Raw genomic sequence first — 15,651 nt, 5'->3', positions numbered from 1 at the left:
CCTGACCAATTTGTTGATTTAACTGACTGATTATTTTCAGGTGAGAGCTATGAAACGTATCCCGGAACCTTTCCGTATAAAAATGGTTGAACCGATCCGCATGACTACCCTTGAGGATCGACAGAAAGCCTTGCAGGACGCCGGCTATAATCCGTTCCTTCTGCGCAGTGAAGATGTCTATATCGATTTGCTGACCGACTCCGGTACCGGCGCAATGAGTGACCGCCAGTGGGCTGGTTTGATGATGGGGGATGAATCCTACGCCGGTAGCCGCAACTTCTATAACGTAGAGAATAAGGTGAAGGAGTTGTTTGGCTATGAACACACTATTCCGGTGCATCAGGGGCGAGGAGCGGAACAGGTACTTTTCCCCTGCCTGATTCAGCGCTGTGGCAGTGACAAGCCGGTGTTTATTTCCAACTATCACTTTGATACCACCGCCGCCCATGTCGAGTTAAATGGTGCCAAGGCTATTAATGTACTCACTCCAGCAGCTCTGGACACCATGGCTTACCATGACTGGAAAGGTAATTTTAATATTCCGGCTTTGGAACAAACGATTGCTGAAAACGGTGCAGAGAATGTGGCCGCGATTATTATCACGGTCACCTGCAACAGTTCTGGCGGCCAGCCTATCTCCATGGAAAACATCCGTACTGTCAGCGGCATTGCCCGTCAGCATGGGATTCCTGTGGTTATTGATTCTGCCCGTTTCTGTGAAAACGCCTTTTTTATCAAACAGCGTGAAGCCGGTTATGCCGATAAATCGATCAAGGAAATCATCTTTGAAATGTACAGCTATGGCGACATGCTGACCATGTCTGCCAAAAAAGATCCGATGGTGAATATCGGAGGTCTGCTGTGCTTTAAGGATGATCAGGAACTGTTTCAGGAGGCCCGTACCCGCTGTGTTCCACTGGAAGGATTTGTGACTTATGGCGGTCTGGCTGGTCGTGATATGGAAGCTCTGGCTATCGGTCTGGAAGAGGGAACTGATGAAGATTTTCTGAATTACCGGATTGGTCAGGTGGCTTATCTTGGCGAGCGTCTGCGGGAAGCTGGTGTGCCGATCCAGTATCCGACCGGCGGTCATGCGGTGTTTGTGGATGCACGCTTGATGCTGCCTCATATTCCGGGTGATCAGTTCCCGGCTCATGCGCTGGCTAATGAGTTGTACCTGGAAGCCGGTGTCCGCGGGGTAGAGATTGGTTCATTGTTGCTGGGGCGTGATCCTGTGACGGGGGAGCAGAAACCCTCTGAACTGGAGTTGTTGCGCCTGACCATCCCGCGTCGGGTCTATACCAATGACCATATGGATTATATCGCTGATGCCTTGATTGCTGTTTACCAGCGCCGTGATCAGATCAAGGGATTAACCTTCGACTATGAGCCTCCGGTCCTACGTCATTTCACTGCACGTTTAAGGCTTGTTGCCTGATTTTATCTGAGTAGCTCCATCTGAGTAACTCCCACTGCGCAGGATAAGCTGATAGCATTATCCTGCGTAACTCAGATGTAAAAATAATAATGAAAAAAATAGCGCCTCTGCCGGCGGCACTCATCTGGAGTTGTGGGGTCTTTATCTTTCTGCAACTTCTGCTGACACCAATAAGTACGCTGTTCTTCGAGCTGTACCATCTGCTTAAGTTTGATTTCCTTTATTGGGGCTATTCCGCATTTAAGGCGGCTGCTGTGTATCTGCCCCGGTGGGAATACTTCACGCCAGTTTCTCTGGCTCTCAGCATTGCGCCTGGCATATTGATCTTTTCCAGGCGTCAGCGACTTCTGAAAAAACAACTCAACACGGCAGGTGTCTGATGGATAGACGTCGTTTTCTTATCAATGCTCTGACTCTCTCTGGTGGCGTTGCTGCAACCTCTGTAGTCACCCGCTTACTTGCTGAAGACTCCTCTCCTTTAATGTCCGGTCCTGCCATCACGGAACTCAAGAGCGAGGCGTTTACCGTTGAGCAGCGGAAGCTGGTTTCCGTTATAGCTGAAACCATTCTTCCACGTACCGATACCCCGGGCGCTATTGATGCCGGTGTCCCCGCCTTTCTTGAAAACATGGTGGCAGAGTGGCTGACTGACGATGAACGAGCGGTGTTTTTTCAAGGCCTGGATCAGCTGGAGATATTGAGTCAGGCAACCCACAAGACATCCTTTGTGGATTTAACACAAGGCGAACGGGAAGATCTGCTGGAGCAGCTTGAGAGTGATGCCTCGGATTCGGACTGGTATGCATTTGGTAATGTCGTGCGGGACTTTGTGCCGCAGGCGCCGTTTATCTGCCAGATCAAGGAGCTGACTATCTTCGGCTTTTTCTCATCTGAAGCCGGGGCCAAAGATGTGCTGCGGCATAACCCAATGCCTGGCCGCTTTGATGGTGAGCTGGCTTTGGGAACGGATGAAAGCAGCTGGTCCACTATCCGTCTGATGTAAGGATGCCCATTGATGATTGCTGATCAAAACAAGAAATACGATGCCATTGTCGTGGGCTCCGGAATCACCGGTGGTTGGGCTGCGAAAGAGCTGACGGAAAAAGGTCTTAAGGTTCTGGTGTTGGAGCGTGGCCGGGATATTCAGCATGGTCTGGATTATGTGGGCGAGCATACACCTCCCTGGAAGGTGCCGTTTGGTGATAAGGCAGACCGTAGCTCTGATCAATCCGAATACCCGGTGCAGAGCAAATGTTATGCCTTCGATGCGACGACCAAACATTTTTTCAATAATGACCACAAGAATCCCTATCAGTATCCGGAAGATAAGCCTTTCAGCTGGATTCGGGCGGATGGTGTTGGTGGACGGTCGTTAATTTGGGGACGGCAGAGCTATCGCTTCAGTGCCCAGGATTTTGAAGCTAATGCTGAAGACGGCCATGGTGCCGATTGGCCAATCCGTTATGACGACCTGAAAGATTGGTATAGCTATGTGGAGCTGTTTGCCGGAATCAGCGGGCAGGCGGAAGGCCTGGATGAGTTGCCGGATAGTGAATTCCAGAAGCCTATGCCCATGTATGCGCTGGAAAAGACGATCAAGGCCCGGTTGAAGGAGAATATGCCGGAGCTGACCATGACTATGGGACGGACGGCCATTCTGACAGAGCATCTGAATGGCCGCGCTGCCTGTCATTATTGCGGGCCTTGTCCCCGGGGTTGTTCAACCGGGAGCTATTTCAGCTCCCAGAGTTCGACACTCCCCGCTGCCCGTGCCACGGGAAATATGACCTTGCGGCCCAACAGTGTTGTGGAACGACTGGAGTATGATCCAAAGTCCAACCGTGTATCCGGGGTGCGGGTTATTGATGCCGAAACCAGAGAGGTTATTACTTTTCAGGCCAGAGTCGTTTTTCTCTGTGCTTCCACGTTAGGTTCAACCCAGATTCTGCTGAACTCTCAATCGGCTTATTTCCCTGATGGGCTGGGTAATTCCAGTGGCACACTCGGCCATTATCTGATGGATCATATTAAGATCCAGCATGTGGGTATCTTTGCTGACCGTCTTGATCACTACTATGAAGGATTCAGGCCAACCGGCACTTATATTCCCCGTTATAAAAATCTTCCGGGTGCCAAGGGCGAGTCTTACCTGCGTGGGTTTGGTATTCAGGCCGATGCTGTGCGTCCTGACTGGCGTTTCCAGTTTAACCAGAAAGGCTTTGGCGCTGGCCTGAAAGACAGTCTGCGTAAGCCGTCGCCTTATTGGGTCTGGAATCTCGGAATCTTTGGGGAAACTCTTCCGGATCACCGTAACAAGGTCACCCTGCATGAAAGCAAGGTTGACCGTTTTGGCATTCCCCAGCTTCATATAGATATGGCCTATGGCGACAACGAACACCGGATGGCCCGGGATATTGAGCAAAGCGCTGTGGATATCTTTCGGGCGGCTGGTGCCGTGTATATGATGACCAACACAGAGCTCAGTGTTCCCGGACATACGATTCATGAAATGGGAACGGCCCGGATGGGGAAAGACCCGAATACCTCGGTACTTAATGGCTGGAACCAGTCCCATGATGTTCCCAACCTGTTTGTGACAGATGGTGCCTGTATGGCGTCATCGTCGTGTGTAAATCCTTCGCTGACTTACATGGCTCTTACTGCAAGAGCCTGTGATTATGCGGTGAAGCAAATCAAAGCTGGTGTTATTTAACTTAAGAATAAGACGTACCAAACAATGATAATGAAAACGATCAAATGGAGTCTTGGTGTTCTGGCACTGCTGGCAGTGCTTGTTGGTGGGTATGTTCTTTACGAACTCTGGCGCTATGAGGTGTTTAAAACGCCGGTCTATGAAACTGCTGCACCGGAGCTGCCAGAGTTAAAAGACACAGTTAAGGTTTTGGTGTTTTCCAAAACCAATAACTTCCGCCATCTGGAAGCTATCCCCGCTGCGGAAAAGTTGCTGCAGTCCTTCGCCGAGAAGAATGAGTGGGATATTTTCATTACGGAAAACGGGGCTGTGCATAACCCTGAGCAGCTAAAGCAGTTTGATATTGTCGTCTGGAACAATGTCACCGGCGATGTGCTGCTGGACGATCAGCGCAAAGCGCTGCGCAGTTATATGGAGGCAGGTGGTAAGTTCCTGGGACTTCACGGTACTGGCGGGAATCCAGAGTATAAGTGGGGCTGGTTCCCGGAGCAGATGATCAAGGCACGCTTTACGGCACATCCGATGTTCCCGCAGTTTCGTGATGCTCACCTGATTGTTGAAGATCGCAAGCACCCTGCCACCCGTCATATGCCTGAGCGTGTTGCCTGGAATGAAGAGTGGTACAGCTTTGAGGATAACCCGCGTAACAACGGCGCGAATATTCTGATCCGTGTGGATGAAGAAGAATATGACGTACCTGAAGCGCTGAAGATGGGAGCAGATCACCCGTTGGTCTGGCACCATACTGTTGGAGGCGGCAAGGTGTTTTACACAGCCTTGGGGCATCAGGCTGAAGCTTATGATGATCCGCTCTATCAGACCTTCCTGGAAAACGCCATGCACTGGCTTTTGCAGAACTGATTGTCAGAAATAGTCGTGATGATTTGTCGGTTTTCAGCGTAAATGTTTGTGAGACTTTTCGCTGTGAACCGACCCGTTGGGAATTGTCCTGATTTTTGAAAAATGCAGTTGACTTTACTTCCTCTCAGAAATGCCAAGGCCTGTAAAACAATTCCACAGGGTTATGCACAGATTTTGTGGGTAAGTGGATAAAACCCTCGTTTACTGCTGCTTCTTTGCCGATTCAGGCGGATAGATATACCCAAAAACAGCCTTCATGATGAGCACAGATTGCGGTCTGGCTTTTGGGGCCGGGTGCAGTGCCGGAATTATCAGGTTTTGGGCGACAGCTTGCCCCTGACGATCAGATCTTGGCAGAGCTTCCGGCAAGGGGAGAAGGATAACCAGTTCGCCTGAGTAGGGATTGATTGCCCAGGCCTTCAGATAGCTGAAGTTTCCGTACACACAGGCCAGAACAAAGCCCAGACCGAAGATATCAGAAGTGATCGAATGCGGGTTGTGGGCACCTGGGGTTTCGCCGGGCTGTTGTGATCCTGTCTTCGGAAAAGAAAGCTCCGGCGCCATATAGTGTATTGCCTGAGCAATGGAATCGGGTTTATCCACTGCGCAGCACATACCAAGATCTGCCAGACAGGCAACACCATTACGATCAATAAGAATATTGGCAGGCTTCAGGTCGTTATGAAGAATATTCATGCTATGAAGAAAGAGCAGTCCTTCCATCGTATCACTGGCGATGGATTGTCGAGTATCTGCATCTAGTCGTCCGGTTTTTAATAAGGTATCCAGACTCTGTGGATAAAAGGCCATCACCAGTTTGACCGACGAGTTATTGGCTTCATAGCCGAAAACTTTAACTAAGTTAAGGTGGTCAAGACGAATACCCAAACGAGCCTCTTTCAGCGATCCCCAAAAAATAACAGGCCTGCTGTCGTCTCGTTGTGAGGTTTTCAGTGCGAGCGTGGTGCCGGATACCTGCCGTGATGGAATCTGCTGAACGTTGGCAAAGCTGCCTCTGCCCAAATTTCTTAAAACCGGTGCTTCGTGGCAGGCATAGTGAATGGTGTCACGGCGCTGGGATTGCGACAGGCCAATCTCTTTACCGGCATCCCGTAAAATAAGCCATTGTTGAGGTTGAGCCAGAAGAGTAACTGGGTGATCTTTAAAATAACCTTCAACAACCAGCTCAAGAGCGCCTTTTTTCGGTGTCTTGAAGGAGTTTGAACAGGTTTTTTGCCCTGTTGTGGGGCTGGTCTCACCGGTGCTGTGACGCTGAACCATCATGCTGCAATCCTTTGCTGGCTCTGAGAGTGGCTTCTCCTTTTGATTCTCCAGCGCCGTTATGGTTCCTGACTCTGATGTCAGCTGCGCTGACACTGTTCATTGAGAACCCACCTTAATATGTGATCTGGTTCACCTTTTTTGTAAGGGAGAAATTGATTAGCTTTTGTTGGATGGGAGTTTTGATTGGCGTCATAGGTAATTTTACCGAATGGAGTGATACTCAGCCGGTTAACCACCGCACGACAGAGAGCGTACCTCTGTAGCATCTGGGAAGTTGAAGCGCTATGAGTGAAGATCCAGCCATGGAGGCGGGTGTTCAGGAAGTCAGAGAACTTCTTCACCTATCAGAAGACATGAGACTCGGAATTGATGTTCTGGATGAGCAGCATGAAGAGTTGATTATGCAAATTAACCATCTGCACCGTTTGTGTGAGTGCGGCAGTGCCTGCCAGGAAGAGATCCTCAAACACTTCGACAAGTTTATGATTGAAGCTGATAAGCATGCACTGGTGGAAGATGCTTTAATGCGGATCCTGGATTTTCCAGACAGCGAACATCATATGGCCGAGCACGTCGATTTCTTCAGGCTTTGCCAAAAGTTGCAGGTGAAGCTCGAATCCGGAGAGTGTGTCCGTGGTGATATGTTCTATATGAAGAATGCTTTCATCCGCCATGTTCTGGATGACGACATGCTGCTGGCGCCGTTTCTTATAAAGGCCAGAAGAAGTAAGCGGGAATACCGTAAGGCTTTTGCTGAAATTCTGGTGAAACACTGACCACTGACGATGGTCGTGAAATAAGAAAAAACGGGAAAGAAAAGAAGTAGTCCCCCACCCTGCCGCTGCCCGGCGTGGCCCTTGAAAGCGTTGCTTTCAAGGTGGTGGCTGCTGAGATGCCTTGGGCTTCCCGCTCGAGGCGGGCATGCACGCCTGACATCCACTAGGAGCCACCTGGGTATGTAATCAAAGCCTCAGGGACGTTACTGAGCTGGCGTACAGGCCAGGGAACTACGAGTGATTATATCGGCAGGAATGGGGTGTCAGCCACCCCATTTTTATGACTAATCGTTATGAGGGCTAAGGGATTTCCGAATCTGAGCGTCTTGACGGGTGTTGTCAGAACTTCAGCTCATGGTTCTCACCGAGGGCGCCATCCAGCCGTTCCAGCATGGAATTGATCTGCTCCTGGGTTTCGGAGTTCTGGGCAATATTCCTTCTGCCTCTGGTGAGCATTTCATGGGCGATATTCAGTGCGGCCATCACAGCAATACGCTCAATGCCAATCACCTTGCCGGAGCTGCGAATCTCCCGCATACGGTTATCCAGATGGCGGGCAGCCTCCAGCAGGGCCGCTTCTTCTTCTGATGGACAATTGATCAGGTAATCCTTGTCCAGAATGTTGACTGTCGTCGTTAGTTTGTCGGTACTCATGCTTCATGCTCCAGAGCCTTAAGGCGACCAATCATTGCCTCTACCCGAATACGTGCCGCATCGTTCTTGTCGATGAGCTGGGCACGTTCCTGCTTCCATTGCTGTTCGCTGGAGCGTAGTCGCTGGTTTTCCCTGCGGAGCCTTTCACAGAGAGTTATAAGATCCTCGATCTTGCAACTGAGTTCGTTAAGTTCGCTGGGTTCCATGAATCGTGGCAGTCTTTGATCCTTTAACAGTAAATATATCGTCACTTGCACAGACAGTCATGTACAAGCGACAGACTTTTACTGATAGCTGGAATAAATTTTATAACCTGCATAATTCAGGCATGTGTTATTGCGGCGTATGAATGCCCATAAACCCGGTCATAACATTGAATAATTCGGTTTGGCGGAGCATGGTAGGCAAAGGTTCCGGTAATTGCCGGTTGGCAAAGTAAGGAACGTTTACACCGGTGTGTTCTTCGCTGACAAAGGTATTGGTGGCGTAGTTAACTGCCATCACACTGCCTTCTGGCGTGATAACCCTGGCGATATGCCCGGGGGAATAGACCGGCACATTCAACGCACTGTACATGGAACCATCGGGTACCAGCTGTGCTGCCTGACCATGGTCGGCTGTCACCAGTATCAGGGTTTCCGGATTGGTATCAGCAAAGGTGCGCGCCAGCTCTACCGTTTCCAGCAACTGTTCAAGTTCGCCAATCTGTCCGCAGGGTTTACGGATATGGGACTCTTTGTCGATGGAAGCGGATTCCACCATCAAAAAGAAGCCTTTGTCATTGTTGTGGGAGAGTTTGTCCAGAGCCGCTGTCGTCATCTGCTTAAGCGTCGGGACTGCTTGGGCTGCAGGGTTAGAAACACAGGTTGCTGGCTCAGGAAACTCAACACTGCCCAGATAGCGATGGAAGTAATTCAGAAAGCTCGGGTCAGGCTGTTCAGCGGCACGCTCATGCTCGGCCATCATCTGTACCGGGAATACCTTCTCGTGAAACAGTCCCAGCAGCTTTTTATGGTCAGGCTGAGGCTTGCTCAGTTCGCTGGAATTAGTCAGTAGATGGAAGTTATTGGCTTTGGCCTGTTCCAAAATCGTAAGGCTGGAATCTTCGCCTTTATGCTGAAAGTATTTCTGTCCGCCGCCTAGCAGTACATCAAGATCACTGGCCGCCAGCTGTTCTGCGATGGAACCTGCCCCGCCATTGCGTTTCATATCCGGCTCGCAGTGGAATGGAATCCGGTCATAGACCTTGGCTCCAGTCATCTGGGTGGGATCCTTGCAGAACCGCAGGCTGACATGGCTGGCAAAAGCCGCTGGGGTAGCGCCGGTGACACTATCCGTAGTGACGATGCCGGTTTTAAAGCCCTGTTGTGTAGCCAGCTCAACAATGGTGGTCAGGTCTTTGTCTGCTTGAGCAGAAGTGGCGATACGCATACGGCTGGTGGCGGTACCGGTTGAGATGGCTGTTGCGGTATTGGCTGAATCTCCAACATAGACGGCTTTGTTCGGGTCTCTATCCGACACCGTCAGCACCTGCACGCTGCCCCGTACTGCCATTTCATCCAGAGTCACCTTGCCCTGTGCACCGGCCAGATAATTGCGGGCCAGGGTGATCTGATGATCGTCCATACCATCGCCAATAATAAGAATGACGTTACGAGGCTTTGGCCGTTCATTGCTGGCAGCCTGTACAAGACCAACAGACATCACAAGAAACAGAGAGAACAGGCAGGGAAGAAGCTTACGGTTGGGCATAGTGTTGGATGCGTTCAGCAGTCTTTGTTTTTGTTATCGGGCAGATGGATGCTATCAGATCACTCGATGGCAGACACTCTCCCGATCATTTTTGCGTATTCTGCGGTAAACTGCCGGCATACATTGCAGAGATTCCCATTATGAAGGACACCGACTCTACGGACAGCTCACAGGGCGTGGGTTTCAGCTTTGACCGGCTGGGCGACCTTTTTGTTGAGGCCCGCTCCTTTACCTCCCCTTCCCAGCTTCATGGTCTTCTGTGTGGCCAGCTGTGTGCCGGGTTGCGCCCAAGCCAGAAGAGCTGGCTTGATGCTGCGGCCAGCCAGATGTCCTGTGCGGAAGAGTTGCCGGTGAATGTGCGCTCCGGCCTGGTTGATCTTTATGATGTGGTATTGGCTGATCTGGACTCAGAAGATCTTTCCTTCAAGCCCATGCTGCCGGAAGCGGATACGACCGTTGGTCAGCGGGCCGAGGCTCTGGGGCAGTGGTGTTCAGGCTTTATCTCCGGTTTCGGCATGGCCGGTATTGCCCGTGACAAACTCTCGGAAGAAGCCTCCGGTGTGATTACCGATCTGGCCCAGATTTCCCTGGTCTCCACTGATGAGCTGGAAGAGAGTGAAGAATCTGAAAAGGACTTCTTTGAAGTCTGTGAATATGTGCGTATGGCGGCCCTGATGCTGTTTAACGAGTTTCAGGACAGCCAGGATAAAAAAGAACAACAGGAACAACATTCGGTTCATTAATGAAAATAGCGAAAACAACATTCAAAGCCCGACGTGATGAACTTGTAAAAAACATGGGGGAGGGCAGTGTACTGATACTGCCGTCTGCTACCGAGAAGGTGCGCAACAGTGACTGTGAATACCCTTTCCGGCAAAGCAGTGATTTCTGGTATCTGACTGGTTTTGGCGAGCCTGAGTCTGTTCTGGTTCTGGTTCCCGGCCGGAAAGAAGGCGAAGCAATATTATTCTGCCGTCGTCGTGATCCGCTGATGGAAACCTGGCACGGTCGCAGAGCCGGTCAGGAAGGCGCTGTTAATAACTTTGGTTTTGATGAAGCCTTCCCGATTGATGAACTCGACAAGCATATGCCGGATCTGCTCGATGGTCGTGAAACCGTGTTGTACACAGCCGGGCAGGACAAAGAGTTTGATGAGCGCCTGTGGGGCTGGATGAACAACCTGCGTCGTGCGGAACGTATGGGCAAGGTTGTACCGCCAAAGATGCAGGATCGTGATGCGCTGATTCATGAGCGTCGTCTGATCAAATCCGATGAAGAGATTGCCGTGATGCGTGCCGCCGGTGAGATCAGCGCCCGTGCTCATACCCGTGCGATGAAAGAGTGTCGTGCAGGCGGTATGGAATATCAGCTGGAAGCTTCGATCCAGCATGAGTTTGCCATGAGTGGTGCCCGCTCCCCGGCTTATACCACCATTGTGGGTAGTGGTGAAAACGCCTGCATTCTTCACTACACCGAGAATGACTGTGAACTGAAAGACGGAGATCTGGTACTGATCGACGCTGGCTGTGAGCTGGATCACTATGCTGCGGATATCACCCGCACCTTCCCGGTAAGTGGTCGTTTCTCACCAGAGCAGAAAGCTCTCTATGAGCTGGTACTGAAAGCGCAGGAAGCCTCGTTTGCCGAGATCGCCCCCGGCAAGCCTTGGGACGGTTTCCATAAAGCGGCCTGTAATGTGCTGGTTGAAGGTTTGATTGAGCTGGGACTTCTCGAAGGTGAACCAGAGCAGCTGATTAAGGATGGTGCCCTCAGAGACTTCTACATGCACGGCACTGGTCACTGGCTGGGTATGGATGTGCACGACGTTGGTCTGCATAAGACTGACGGCAACCCGATTGCCTTCCAGCCGGGTATGGCACTGACCGTTGAGCCTGGGCTTTATATAGCTCCGGATAACGACAAGGTTGAAGCCCGCTGGCGTGGTATTGGTATCCGTATTGAGGATAATCTTGTGGTCACGGAAAACGGCTACGAGAATCTGACCAGCGCAGCACCCAAGACAGTTGCCGAGATTGAAGCTTTGATGGCCGCAAGCCGTTAAGTTTTTCGGTACAGGCTCCAGAGGTGGGTGTACCGCCTCTGGAGCAGCAGCTGCAACCCTTCGCTGATTGTGTACGCCCCATCCTGAATATCTTCACTGCGACAGGTGATCGCGGTGTTATGTCGTTCAATCATATTCAGCAACAGTTCCATGCACTCTCTCAGCGCCTGTATCTTTTCTGGGCCTGCGGAGAGTCTCTGCTTTTCCCAGTAATTCAGCACACTGATCAGATCAAAGCATAACTCCGAGCCTTTCAGGGTAATGGCCCAGTCGCAGAGAACCCTGGCGCATTGGCGCGGGTCATGCAGTTGGGGCCAGTAACGGATATCTTCCATGGCAATATGAGCTGGGTGATTCTCTGTCTCAGTCCAGCTGGCTCCGGATATCAATAGCTGCTGCAGCACGGCAGGATAATGCAGTCGTATACAGGCCACGATCAGGTTCGGATAGCGCAGCTGCACCGCCGGATTGGCACCGGGCTGGAAACGGAGATTCAGATCCTGATCATATTTCACGATCAGGGAGATCAGTTCCAACTCATCGGTCAGTTTTGGGAGCAGTGCAATCGCCGGACATTGATCACGCTCTTTGGCTTTCCCAGCATAGAGAGGGGAAGCCGCAGCATGCAGAAAGACTTTAATAAGTATTTTCGCAGCTGGTGACAGTTCATTCTGTTGGGAGCGTCGTTTGCCCGGATCACCAAACTTCATCAGCTCATGCCAAGGTGTGTTCTGCTGGTTATTTCTTTGTTGGCAGATTTCCAAAGCTTCAAGCGGGTTGTAAAAACTCATCATCTCACTGGCAACGGTTTCAAGGTTTTGCAGCTGTGCTTTGTCTTGTTGCCAATGGCCGTGATGTATCGCCAATAGATGCACGGGGGTGTTACCGGCAGCATCCCGATGATCAATCTCGCCACCATTATTGAAGTAGGCATGCACCCTGGAGGCATCGAGTCGTTCCACAATGGCCTCCGTCAGCTGACGGCTGAACTCTGGTTTTTTGAACAATGGCCACAGGTTCCAGTGACGAATGCCGGAGTCTGGATAAACCGGCAGAACCCGGGCTTTCTTCAGGCAGTCTTGCTGATCAGGAATAGCCTTCTCTCGCTCGCGGAAAGTGCGTTTAACGCCCTGTGGAATAGAAATGCGGCTGGCCATGATGCTTCCAAATGGTGGCTCCAGACATGTGGTTGTGCTTTATAGACACCAGCACCCCGTCAGCTTTGGGTAACAGTCAGATGCGCTAAGGGTTTGGTCAGTGGAACTGTCAGGAGTAAACTGTGCCCAACAAAAGAATATCCACAGGGTGCGGGCTGGGTATGCAGGCCAGATACGATATTGTGATTGTGGGCGGAGGTATGGTTGGAGCGACGCTGGCGTTGGGGTTACGCCGTGCTCTGCCGGAATCCCGAAGTATTGCTGTTATAGAAGCGGTTGATCTGCCGGAAGAATCCTCCGGAACCTGGCAGCCTAGCTATGATGCCCGGTCTTCGGCTCTCTCTGCTGGCGCCAAAGATATCTTTGCTTCCCTTGGGTTGTGGGATGCAATCAGTCAGGCCGCTGAGCCGATTCTTGATATTCATGTCTCTGACCGTGGTCACTTTGGTGTGGCGCGTATGCATGCCCATGAGCATGGTGTTCCTGCTTTGGGCTATGTCGCTGATAACAGCTGGCTGGGGCAGGTGCTCTTGTCTGATGTGAAAGCGACTCAAGGAATTGATTTGCTGTGTCCGGTGAGTGTGAAGCAGATTCTCCCCGAAGTGGACGACAGCACTCTTACTCTTGATGCTCCAGGTGGTGAGCAAATTCTCAATGCCTCTCTGGTGATCCTTGCGGATGGTGGCCGTTCAGGCCTCTCCAGGAAGCTGGGTATCGAGAGCGATGTGGCTGAATATGGCCAGAAGGCGATTGTCGCCAATATTACTCCCGCTAAGCATCACAATGGTGTCGCGTATGAGCGTTTCACCGATGAAGGTCCTATGGCGCTTCTGCCACGTCCGGGCGGTGACTGTGCACTGGTCTGGACGATGCCGGAACAACTGGCCGATGAGCGTTTAGAGCTGGTGGATGAAGACTTTCTGGCTGAGCTGCAGGATCGGTTTGGCTACCGTGTAGGGCGCTTTAAAAAGGTCGGTGAACGCTTTGCGTATCCGCTGGCTCTGAAAACGGCTCGGGAACAGGTTCGCCCGGGACTGGTGGTACTCGGGAATGCGGCCCATAGTCTGCATCCGGTAGCCGGACAGGGCTTTAACCTTTCCTTGCGGGATGTGCAGACGCTGATCAGCACACTGGCTGAGGCTATCGAGCAACAAAAGAATCCCGGCAGTCTTGAGGTACTGAAAAGCTATCAGCAGCAGCGGGAAAAAGATCAGCAGCAGACCATTGGTTTCAGTGATCAGGTTGTACGACTGTTCTCAAACAACAATGTGGCACTGGCTGGTGCCCGTAATTTTGGTCTGGTGGCTATGGATCTGTTGTATCCGATTAAAAACCGGTTTGCCCGGCAGGCCATGGGTTTGAGTCAGGGGATGAATACAGGCTTTCAGCAGAACGTCAGCAGTCATGCCCGACAGGGAGAGCAGGCACAATGATGCGTGATTTCGATATTGTCATTCTTGGTGGCGGCATCGCCGGTTCGGCCATGGCTCTGGCGCTGGCAAAGAATGCCGGTAGCAATACATTAAATATTGCGCTGGTGGATGGCGGCAGCCTTGAACCGGAACTTCCCGATGTGCAGGACACTGTCTTTGATCCGCGGGTTTGCGCGCTGACAGAAGCCTCTCGGCATTTACTGAATAATCTGGGTGCCTGGCCGTTGATTGAACAGCTGCGTGCCAGCCCTTATCAGGGGATGGAAGTCTGGGATGCCAATGGCACAGGCAATATTGCCTTCTCGGCCGGTGAGTATGGTCAGCCCTGGCTGGGGCATATTGTTGAGAACAGTATTATTCGTGGCGCACTGTTAAGTGAGCTGAAAAAGACATCTGTCCATCGTTTAAGTGGCGTGGATGTGCAGAAGCTGGAAATCGACAGCGGACAAGAACAAGGGGCACCGGTACGTCTGCTGCTGGGCGATAAAACGGCCTTAACGGCAAAGCTGGTGATTGCTGCTGATGGCGCTAACTCCCGAGCTCGTAGTTGGGCCGGTATTCCTATGCGTGAGTGGGATTATCTGCATCACGCCATTGTGACCACGGTGGAGCTGGAGAAGCCTCATCAGGAGACGGCCTGGCAGAACTTCCTCGATACTGGCCCTCTGGCGTTCCTGCCTTTACCGTCTTCCAGTGATGGCCGTCACTTCTGTTCCATTGTCTGGTCACTGGTTCCCGATGAAGCCCAGCGGGTGATGGAACTGGATGACGAAGCTTTCTGCAGGGAGCTGGCGATCGGGATGGAATATAAATTTGGCGCTATTGTCGGTACGGACAAACGTTATTGTCATCCGCTTCGGCAGCGCCATGCCCGTCAGTATCACCGTAACAATGTGGTGCTGGTGGGTGATGCTGCCCACACTATCCATCCGCTGGCCGGTCAGGGCGCTAACCTGGGGCTGTTGGATGTAGCCGCTCTGGCTTATGAAATCGATCATGCCTGTGAGCGTAGTGAAGACTTTGCCTCTGATCGTGTGCTGGATCGTTACCAGCGCAGCCGTGAAGGCAATAACCTGGCCATGGCAGGTGTTATGGAGGGGCTGGAGCGATTGTTCCATAGCGATAATTTAATGGTACGCTGGCTACGGAACAGTGGTCTGAATCTGGTCGATAAACTGCCCTTCCTGAAAGAAGAGATTGTGACCCGAGCCATGGGGATGCAGGGCGATCTCCCTGAGCTGGCCCGCTCTCGCCGCGCTTTGTAATCGACTCTATATCCCTACTCATTATCCGGGAATTTCCACTGCAACTGGCGATTCCCGGGCTCCCTCCGGGCTTTGAACTATATTTCCCCCCGCGCGTCCAAACTGGGTGCCAAGATACCCTTTCAGCCGCCAACTGGCTGCTTGCGGTGGGGGAGAGCGCCAGTGCCTGCCATCTCAGAGCTAATTGCTAATCAGAGCGAATGGCTAAAGAGTCGCCGGGTTGCGTAACGCTCTGGAGTTCAGAGATATGAGGTAC

General features: G+C 51.7%; 14 protein-coding genes and 1 other RNA gene. 9 read left to right on the top strand and 6 right to left on the bottom strand.

Annotated elements, in window-relative coordinates:
* Nucleotides 1-49: 49 nt before the first annotated feature.
* The 4 genes from EHSB41UT_RS05025 to EHSB41UT_RS05005 all read left to right on the top strand — a co-directional run bounded on the left by EHSB41UT_RS05025 (nucleotide 50) and on the right by EHSB41UT_RS05005 (nucleotide 5,012).
* Nucleotides 50-1,438 carry a tryptophanase gene (locus EHSB41UT_RS05025; protein ID WP_087107439.1) on the top strand — a complete coding sequence of 463 codons (1,389 nt, stop codon included), beginning with the start codon at nucleotides 50-52 and terminating at the stop codon, nucleotides 1,436-1,438.
* A 379-nt stretch (nucleotides 1,439-1,817) separates the two neighbouring features.
* The gene (locus EHSB41UT_RS05015) at nucleotides 1,818-2,441 is read left to right on the top strand and encodes a gluconate 2-dehydrogenase subunit 3 family protein (RefSeq protein ID WP_087107435.1); all 624 of its coding nucleotides are present in this window, start codon (nucleotides 1,818-1,820) and stop codon (nucleotides 2,439-2,441) included.
* A gap of 12 nt (nucleotides 2,442-2,453) precedes the next feature.
* Nucleotides 2,454-4,151 (top strand): GMC oxidoreductase, encoded by a 1,698-nt coding sequence (locus EHSB41UT_RS05010; RefSeq protein ID WP_087107433.1) that lies wholly within the window; start codon nucleotides 2,454-2,456, stop codon nucleotides 4,149-4,151.
* A gap of 30 nt (nucleotides 4,152-4,181) precedes the next feature.
* On the top strand, nucleotides 4,182-5,012 hold the full coding sequence (locus tag EHSB41UT_RS05005) for a ThuA domain-containing protein (protein WP_165767154.1): 831 nt from the start codon (nucleotides 4,182-4,184) through the stop codon (nucleotides 5,010-5,012).
* A gap of 201 nt (nucleotides 5,013-5,213) precedes the next feature.
* Here EHSB41UT_RS05005 and EHSB41UT_RS05000 read toward each other — a convergent pair whose 3' ends face one another.
* On the bottom strand, nucleotides 5,214-6,296 hold the full coding sequence (locus tag EHSB41UT_RS05000; protein ID WP_087107429.1) for a protein kinase family protein: 1,083 nt from the start codon (nucleotides 6,294-6,296) through the stop codon (nucleotides 5,214-5,216).
* A 284-nt stretch (nucleotides 6,297-6,580) separates the two neighbouring features.
* Here EHSB41UT_RS05000 and EHSB41UT_RS04995 point away from each other — a divergent pair, with 284 nt between their 5' ends.
* Complete coding sequence (locus EHSB41UT_RS04995; RefSeq protein ID WP_087107427.1) at nucleotides 6,581-7,072, top strand: bacteriohemerythrin; 492 nt, start codon at nucleotides 6,581-6,583, stop codon at nucleotides 7,070-7,072.
* Between the two features lie 47 nt (nucleotides 7,073-7,119).
* On the opposite strand, the gene ssrS is transcribed toward EHSB41UT_RS04995, so the two are convergent.
* The 4 genes from ssrS to EHSB41UT_RS04975 all read right to left on the bottom strand — a co-directional run bounded on the left by ssrS (nucleotide 7,120) and on the right by EHSB41UT_RS04975 (nucleotide 9,478).
* Nucleotides 7,120-7,305: non-coding RNA, 6S RNA (gene ssrS / locus EHSB41UT_RS04990), on the bottom strand.
* A gap of 106 nt (nucleotides 7,306-7,411) precedes the next feature.
* On the bottom strand, nucleotides 7,412-7,726 hold the full coding sequence (locus EHSB41UT_RS04985) for a cell division protein ZapA (RefSeq protein ID WP_087107425.1): 315 nt from the start codon (nucleotides 7,724-7,726) through the stop codon (nucleotides 7,412-7,414).
* Nucleotides 7,723-7,932 (bottom strand): TIGR02449 family protein, encoded by a 210-nt coding sequence (locus EHSB41UT_RS04980; RefSeq protein WP_087107423.1) that lies wholly within the window; start codon nucleotides 7,930-7,932, stop codon nucleotides 7,723-7,725. The genes EHSB41UT_RS04985 and EHSB41UT_RS04980 overlap by 4 nt, the downstream gene beginning before the upstream one ends.
* Nucleotides 7,933-8,059: 127 nt before the next feature.
* Entirely contained in the window at nucleotides 8,060-9,478 is a 1,419-nt protein-coding gene (locus tag EHSB41UT_RS04975; RefSeq protein ID WP_087107421.1) for an alkaline phosphatase, read from the bottom strand.
* A gap of 140 nt (nucleotides 9,479-9,618) precedes the next feature.
* Here EHSB41UT_RS04975 and EHSB41UT_RS04970 point away from each other — a divergent pair, with 140 nt between their 5' ends.
* Both EHSB41UT_RS04970 and pepP read left to right on the top strand, forming a co-directional pair.
* Entirely contained in the window at nucleotides 9,619-10,221 is a 603-nt protein-coding gene (locus EHSB41UT_RS04970) for a UPF0149 family protein (RefSeq protein WP_165767153.1), read from the top strand.
* Complete coding sequence (gene pepP / locus EHSB41UT_RS04965) at nucleotides 10,221-11,540, top strand: Xaa-Pro aminopeptidase (RefSeq protein WP_087107417.1); 1,320 nt, start codon at nucleotides 10,221-10,223, stop codon at nucleotides 11,538-11,540. The genes EHSB41UT_RS04970 and pepP overlap by 1 nt, the downstream gene beginning before the upstream one ends.
* Here the strand turns inward: pepP and EHSB41UT_RS04960 are convergent.
* The gene (locus EHSB41UT_RS04960; protein ID WP_087107415.1) at nucleotides 11,537-12,697 is read right to left on the bottom strand and encodes a hypothetical protein; all 1,161 of its coding nucleotides are present in this window, start codon (nucleotides 12,695-12,697) and stop codon (nucleotides 11,537-11,539) included. The genes pepP and EHSB41UT_RS04960 overlap by 4 nt on opposite strands.
* A gap of 161 nt (nucleotides 12,698-12,858) precedes the next feature.
* Between EHSB41UT_RS04960 and ubiH the strand changes: the two genes are divergently transcribed.
* Nucleotides 12,859-14,130, top strand: a complete 1,272-nt coding sequence (ubiH, locus tag EHSB41UT_RS04955) for a 2-octaprenyl-6-methoxyphenyl hydroxylase (protein ID WP_087107414.1) — start codon at nucleotides 12,859-12,861, stop codon at nucleotides 14,128-14,130.
* On the top strand, nucleotides 14,127-15,395 hold the full coding sequence (locus EHSB41UT_RS04950) for an FAD-dependent monooxygenase (RefSeq protein ID WP_242667237.1): 1,269 nt from the start codon (nucleotides 14,127-14,129) through the stop codon (nucleotides 15,393-15,395). Before ubiH ends, EHSB41UT_RS04950 begins: the two co-directional genes overlap by 4 nt.
* Nucleotides 15,396-15,651: the final 256 nt, after the last annotated feature.

Source organism: Parendozoicomonas haliclonae (assembly GCF_900174585.1).
GTDB classification, from domain to species: domain Bacteria; phylum Pseudomonadota; class Gammaproteobacteria; order Pseudomonadales; family Endozoicomonadaceae; genus Sansalvadorimonas; species Sansalvadorimonas haliclonae.
Note: the sequence above shows the minus strand (reverse complement) of the source record. Positions and strands in the feature narration are given on the sequence as shown.

What these genes read in the sequence shown, in the direction of transcription:
- EHSB41UT_RS05025 (WP_087107439.1), top strand. Translation starts at nt 50, where the DNA reads ATGAAACGTATCCCGGAACCTTTCCGTATAAAAATGGTTGAACCGATC.
- EHSB41UT_RS05015 (WP_087107435.1), top strand. Translation starts at nt 1,818, where the DNA reads ATGGATAGACGTCGTTTTCTTATCAATGCTCTGACTCTCTCTGGTGGC.
- EHSB41UT_RS05010 (WP_087107433.1), top strand. Translation starts at nt 2,454, where the DNA reads ATGATTGCTGATCAAAACAAGAAATACGATGCCATTGTCGTGGGCTCC.
- EHSB41UT_RS05005 (WP_165767154.1), top strand. Translation starts at nt 4,182, where the DNA reads ATGAAAACGATCAAATGGAGTCTTGGTGTTCTGGCACTGCTGGCAGTG.
- EHSB41UT_RS05000 (WP_087107429.1), bottom strand. Translation starts at nt 6,296, where the DNA reads ATGATGGTTCAGCGTCACAGCACCGGTGAGACCAGCCCCACAACAGGG.
- EHSB41UT_RS04995 (WP_087107427.1), top strand. Translation starts at nt 6,581, where the DNA reads ATGAGTGAAGATCCAGCCATGGAGGCGGGTGTTCAGGAAGTCAGAGAA.
- EHSB41UT_RS04985 (WP_087107425.1), bottom strand. Translation starts at nt 7,726, where the DNA reads ATGAGTACCGACAAACTAACGACGACAGTCAACATTCTGGACAAGGAT.
- EHSB41UT_RS04980 (WP_087107423.1), bottom strand. Translation starts at nt 7,932, where the DNA reads ATGGAACCCAGCGAACTTAACGAACTCAGTTGCAAGATCGAGGATCTT.
- EHSB41UT_RS04975 (WP_087107421.1), bottom strand. Translation starts at nt 9,478, where the DNA reads ATGCCCAACCGTAAGCTTCTTCCCTGCCTGTTCTCTCTGTTTCTTGTG.
- EHSB41UT_RS04970 (WP_165767153.1), top strand. Translation starts at nt 9,619, where the DNA reads ATGAAGGACACCGACTCTACGGACAGCTCACAGGGCGTGGGTTTCAGC.
- pepP (WP_087107417.1), top strand. Translation starts at nt 10,221, where the DNA reads ATGAAAATAGCGAAAACAACATTCAAAGCCCGACGTGATGAACTTGTA.
- EHSB41UT_RS04960 (WP_087107415.1), bottom strand. Translation starts at nt 12,697, where the DNA reads ATGGCCAGCCGCATTTCTATTCCACAGGGCGTTAAACGCACTTTCCGC.
- ubiH (WP_087107414.1), top strand. Translation starts at nt 12,859, where the DNA reads ATGCAGGCCAGATACGATATTGTGATTGTGGGCGGAGGTATGGTTGGA.
- EHSB41UT_RS04950 (WP_242667237.1), top strand. Translation starts at nt 14,127, where the DNA reads ATGATGCGTGATTTCGATATTGTCATTCTTGGTGGCGGCATCGCCGGT.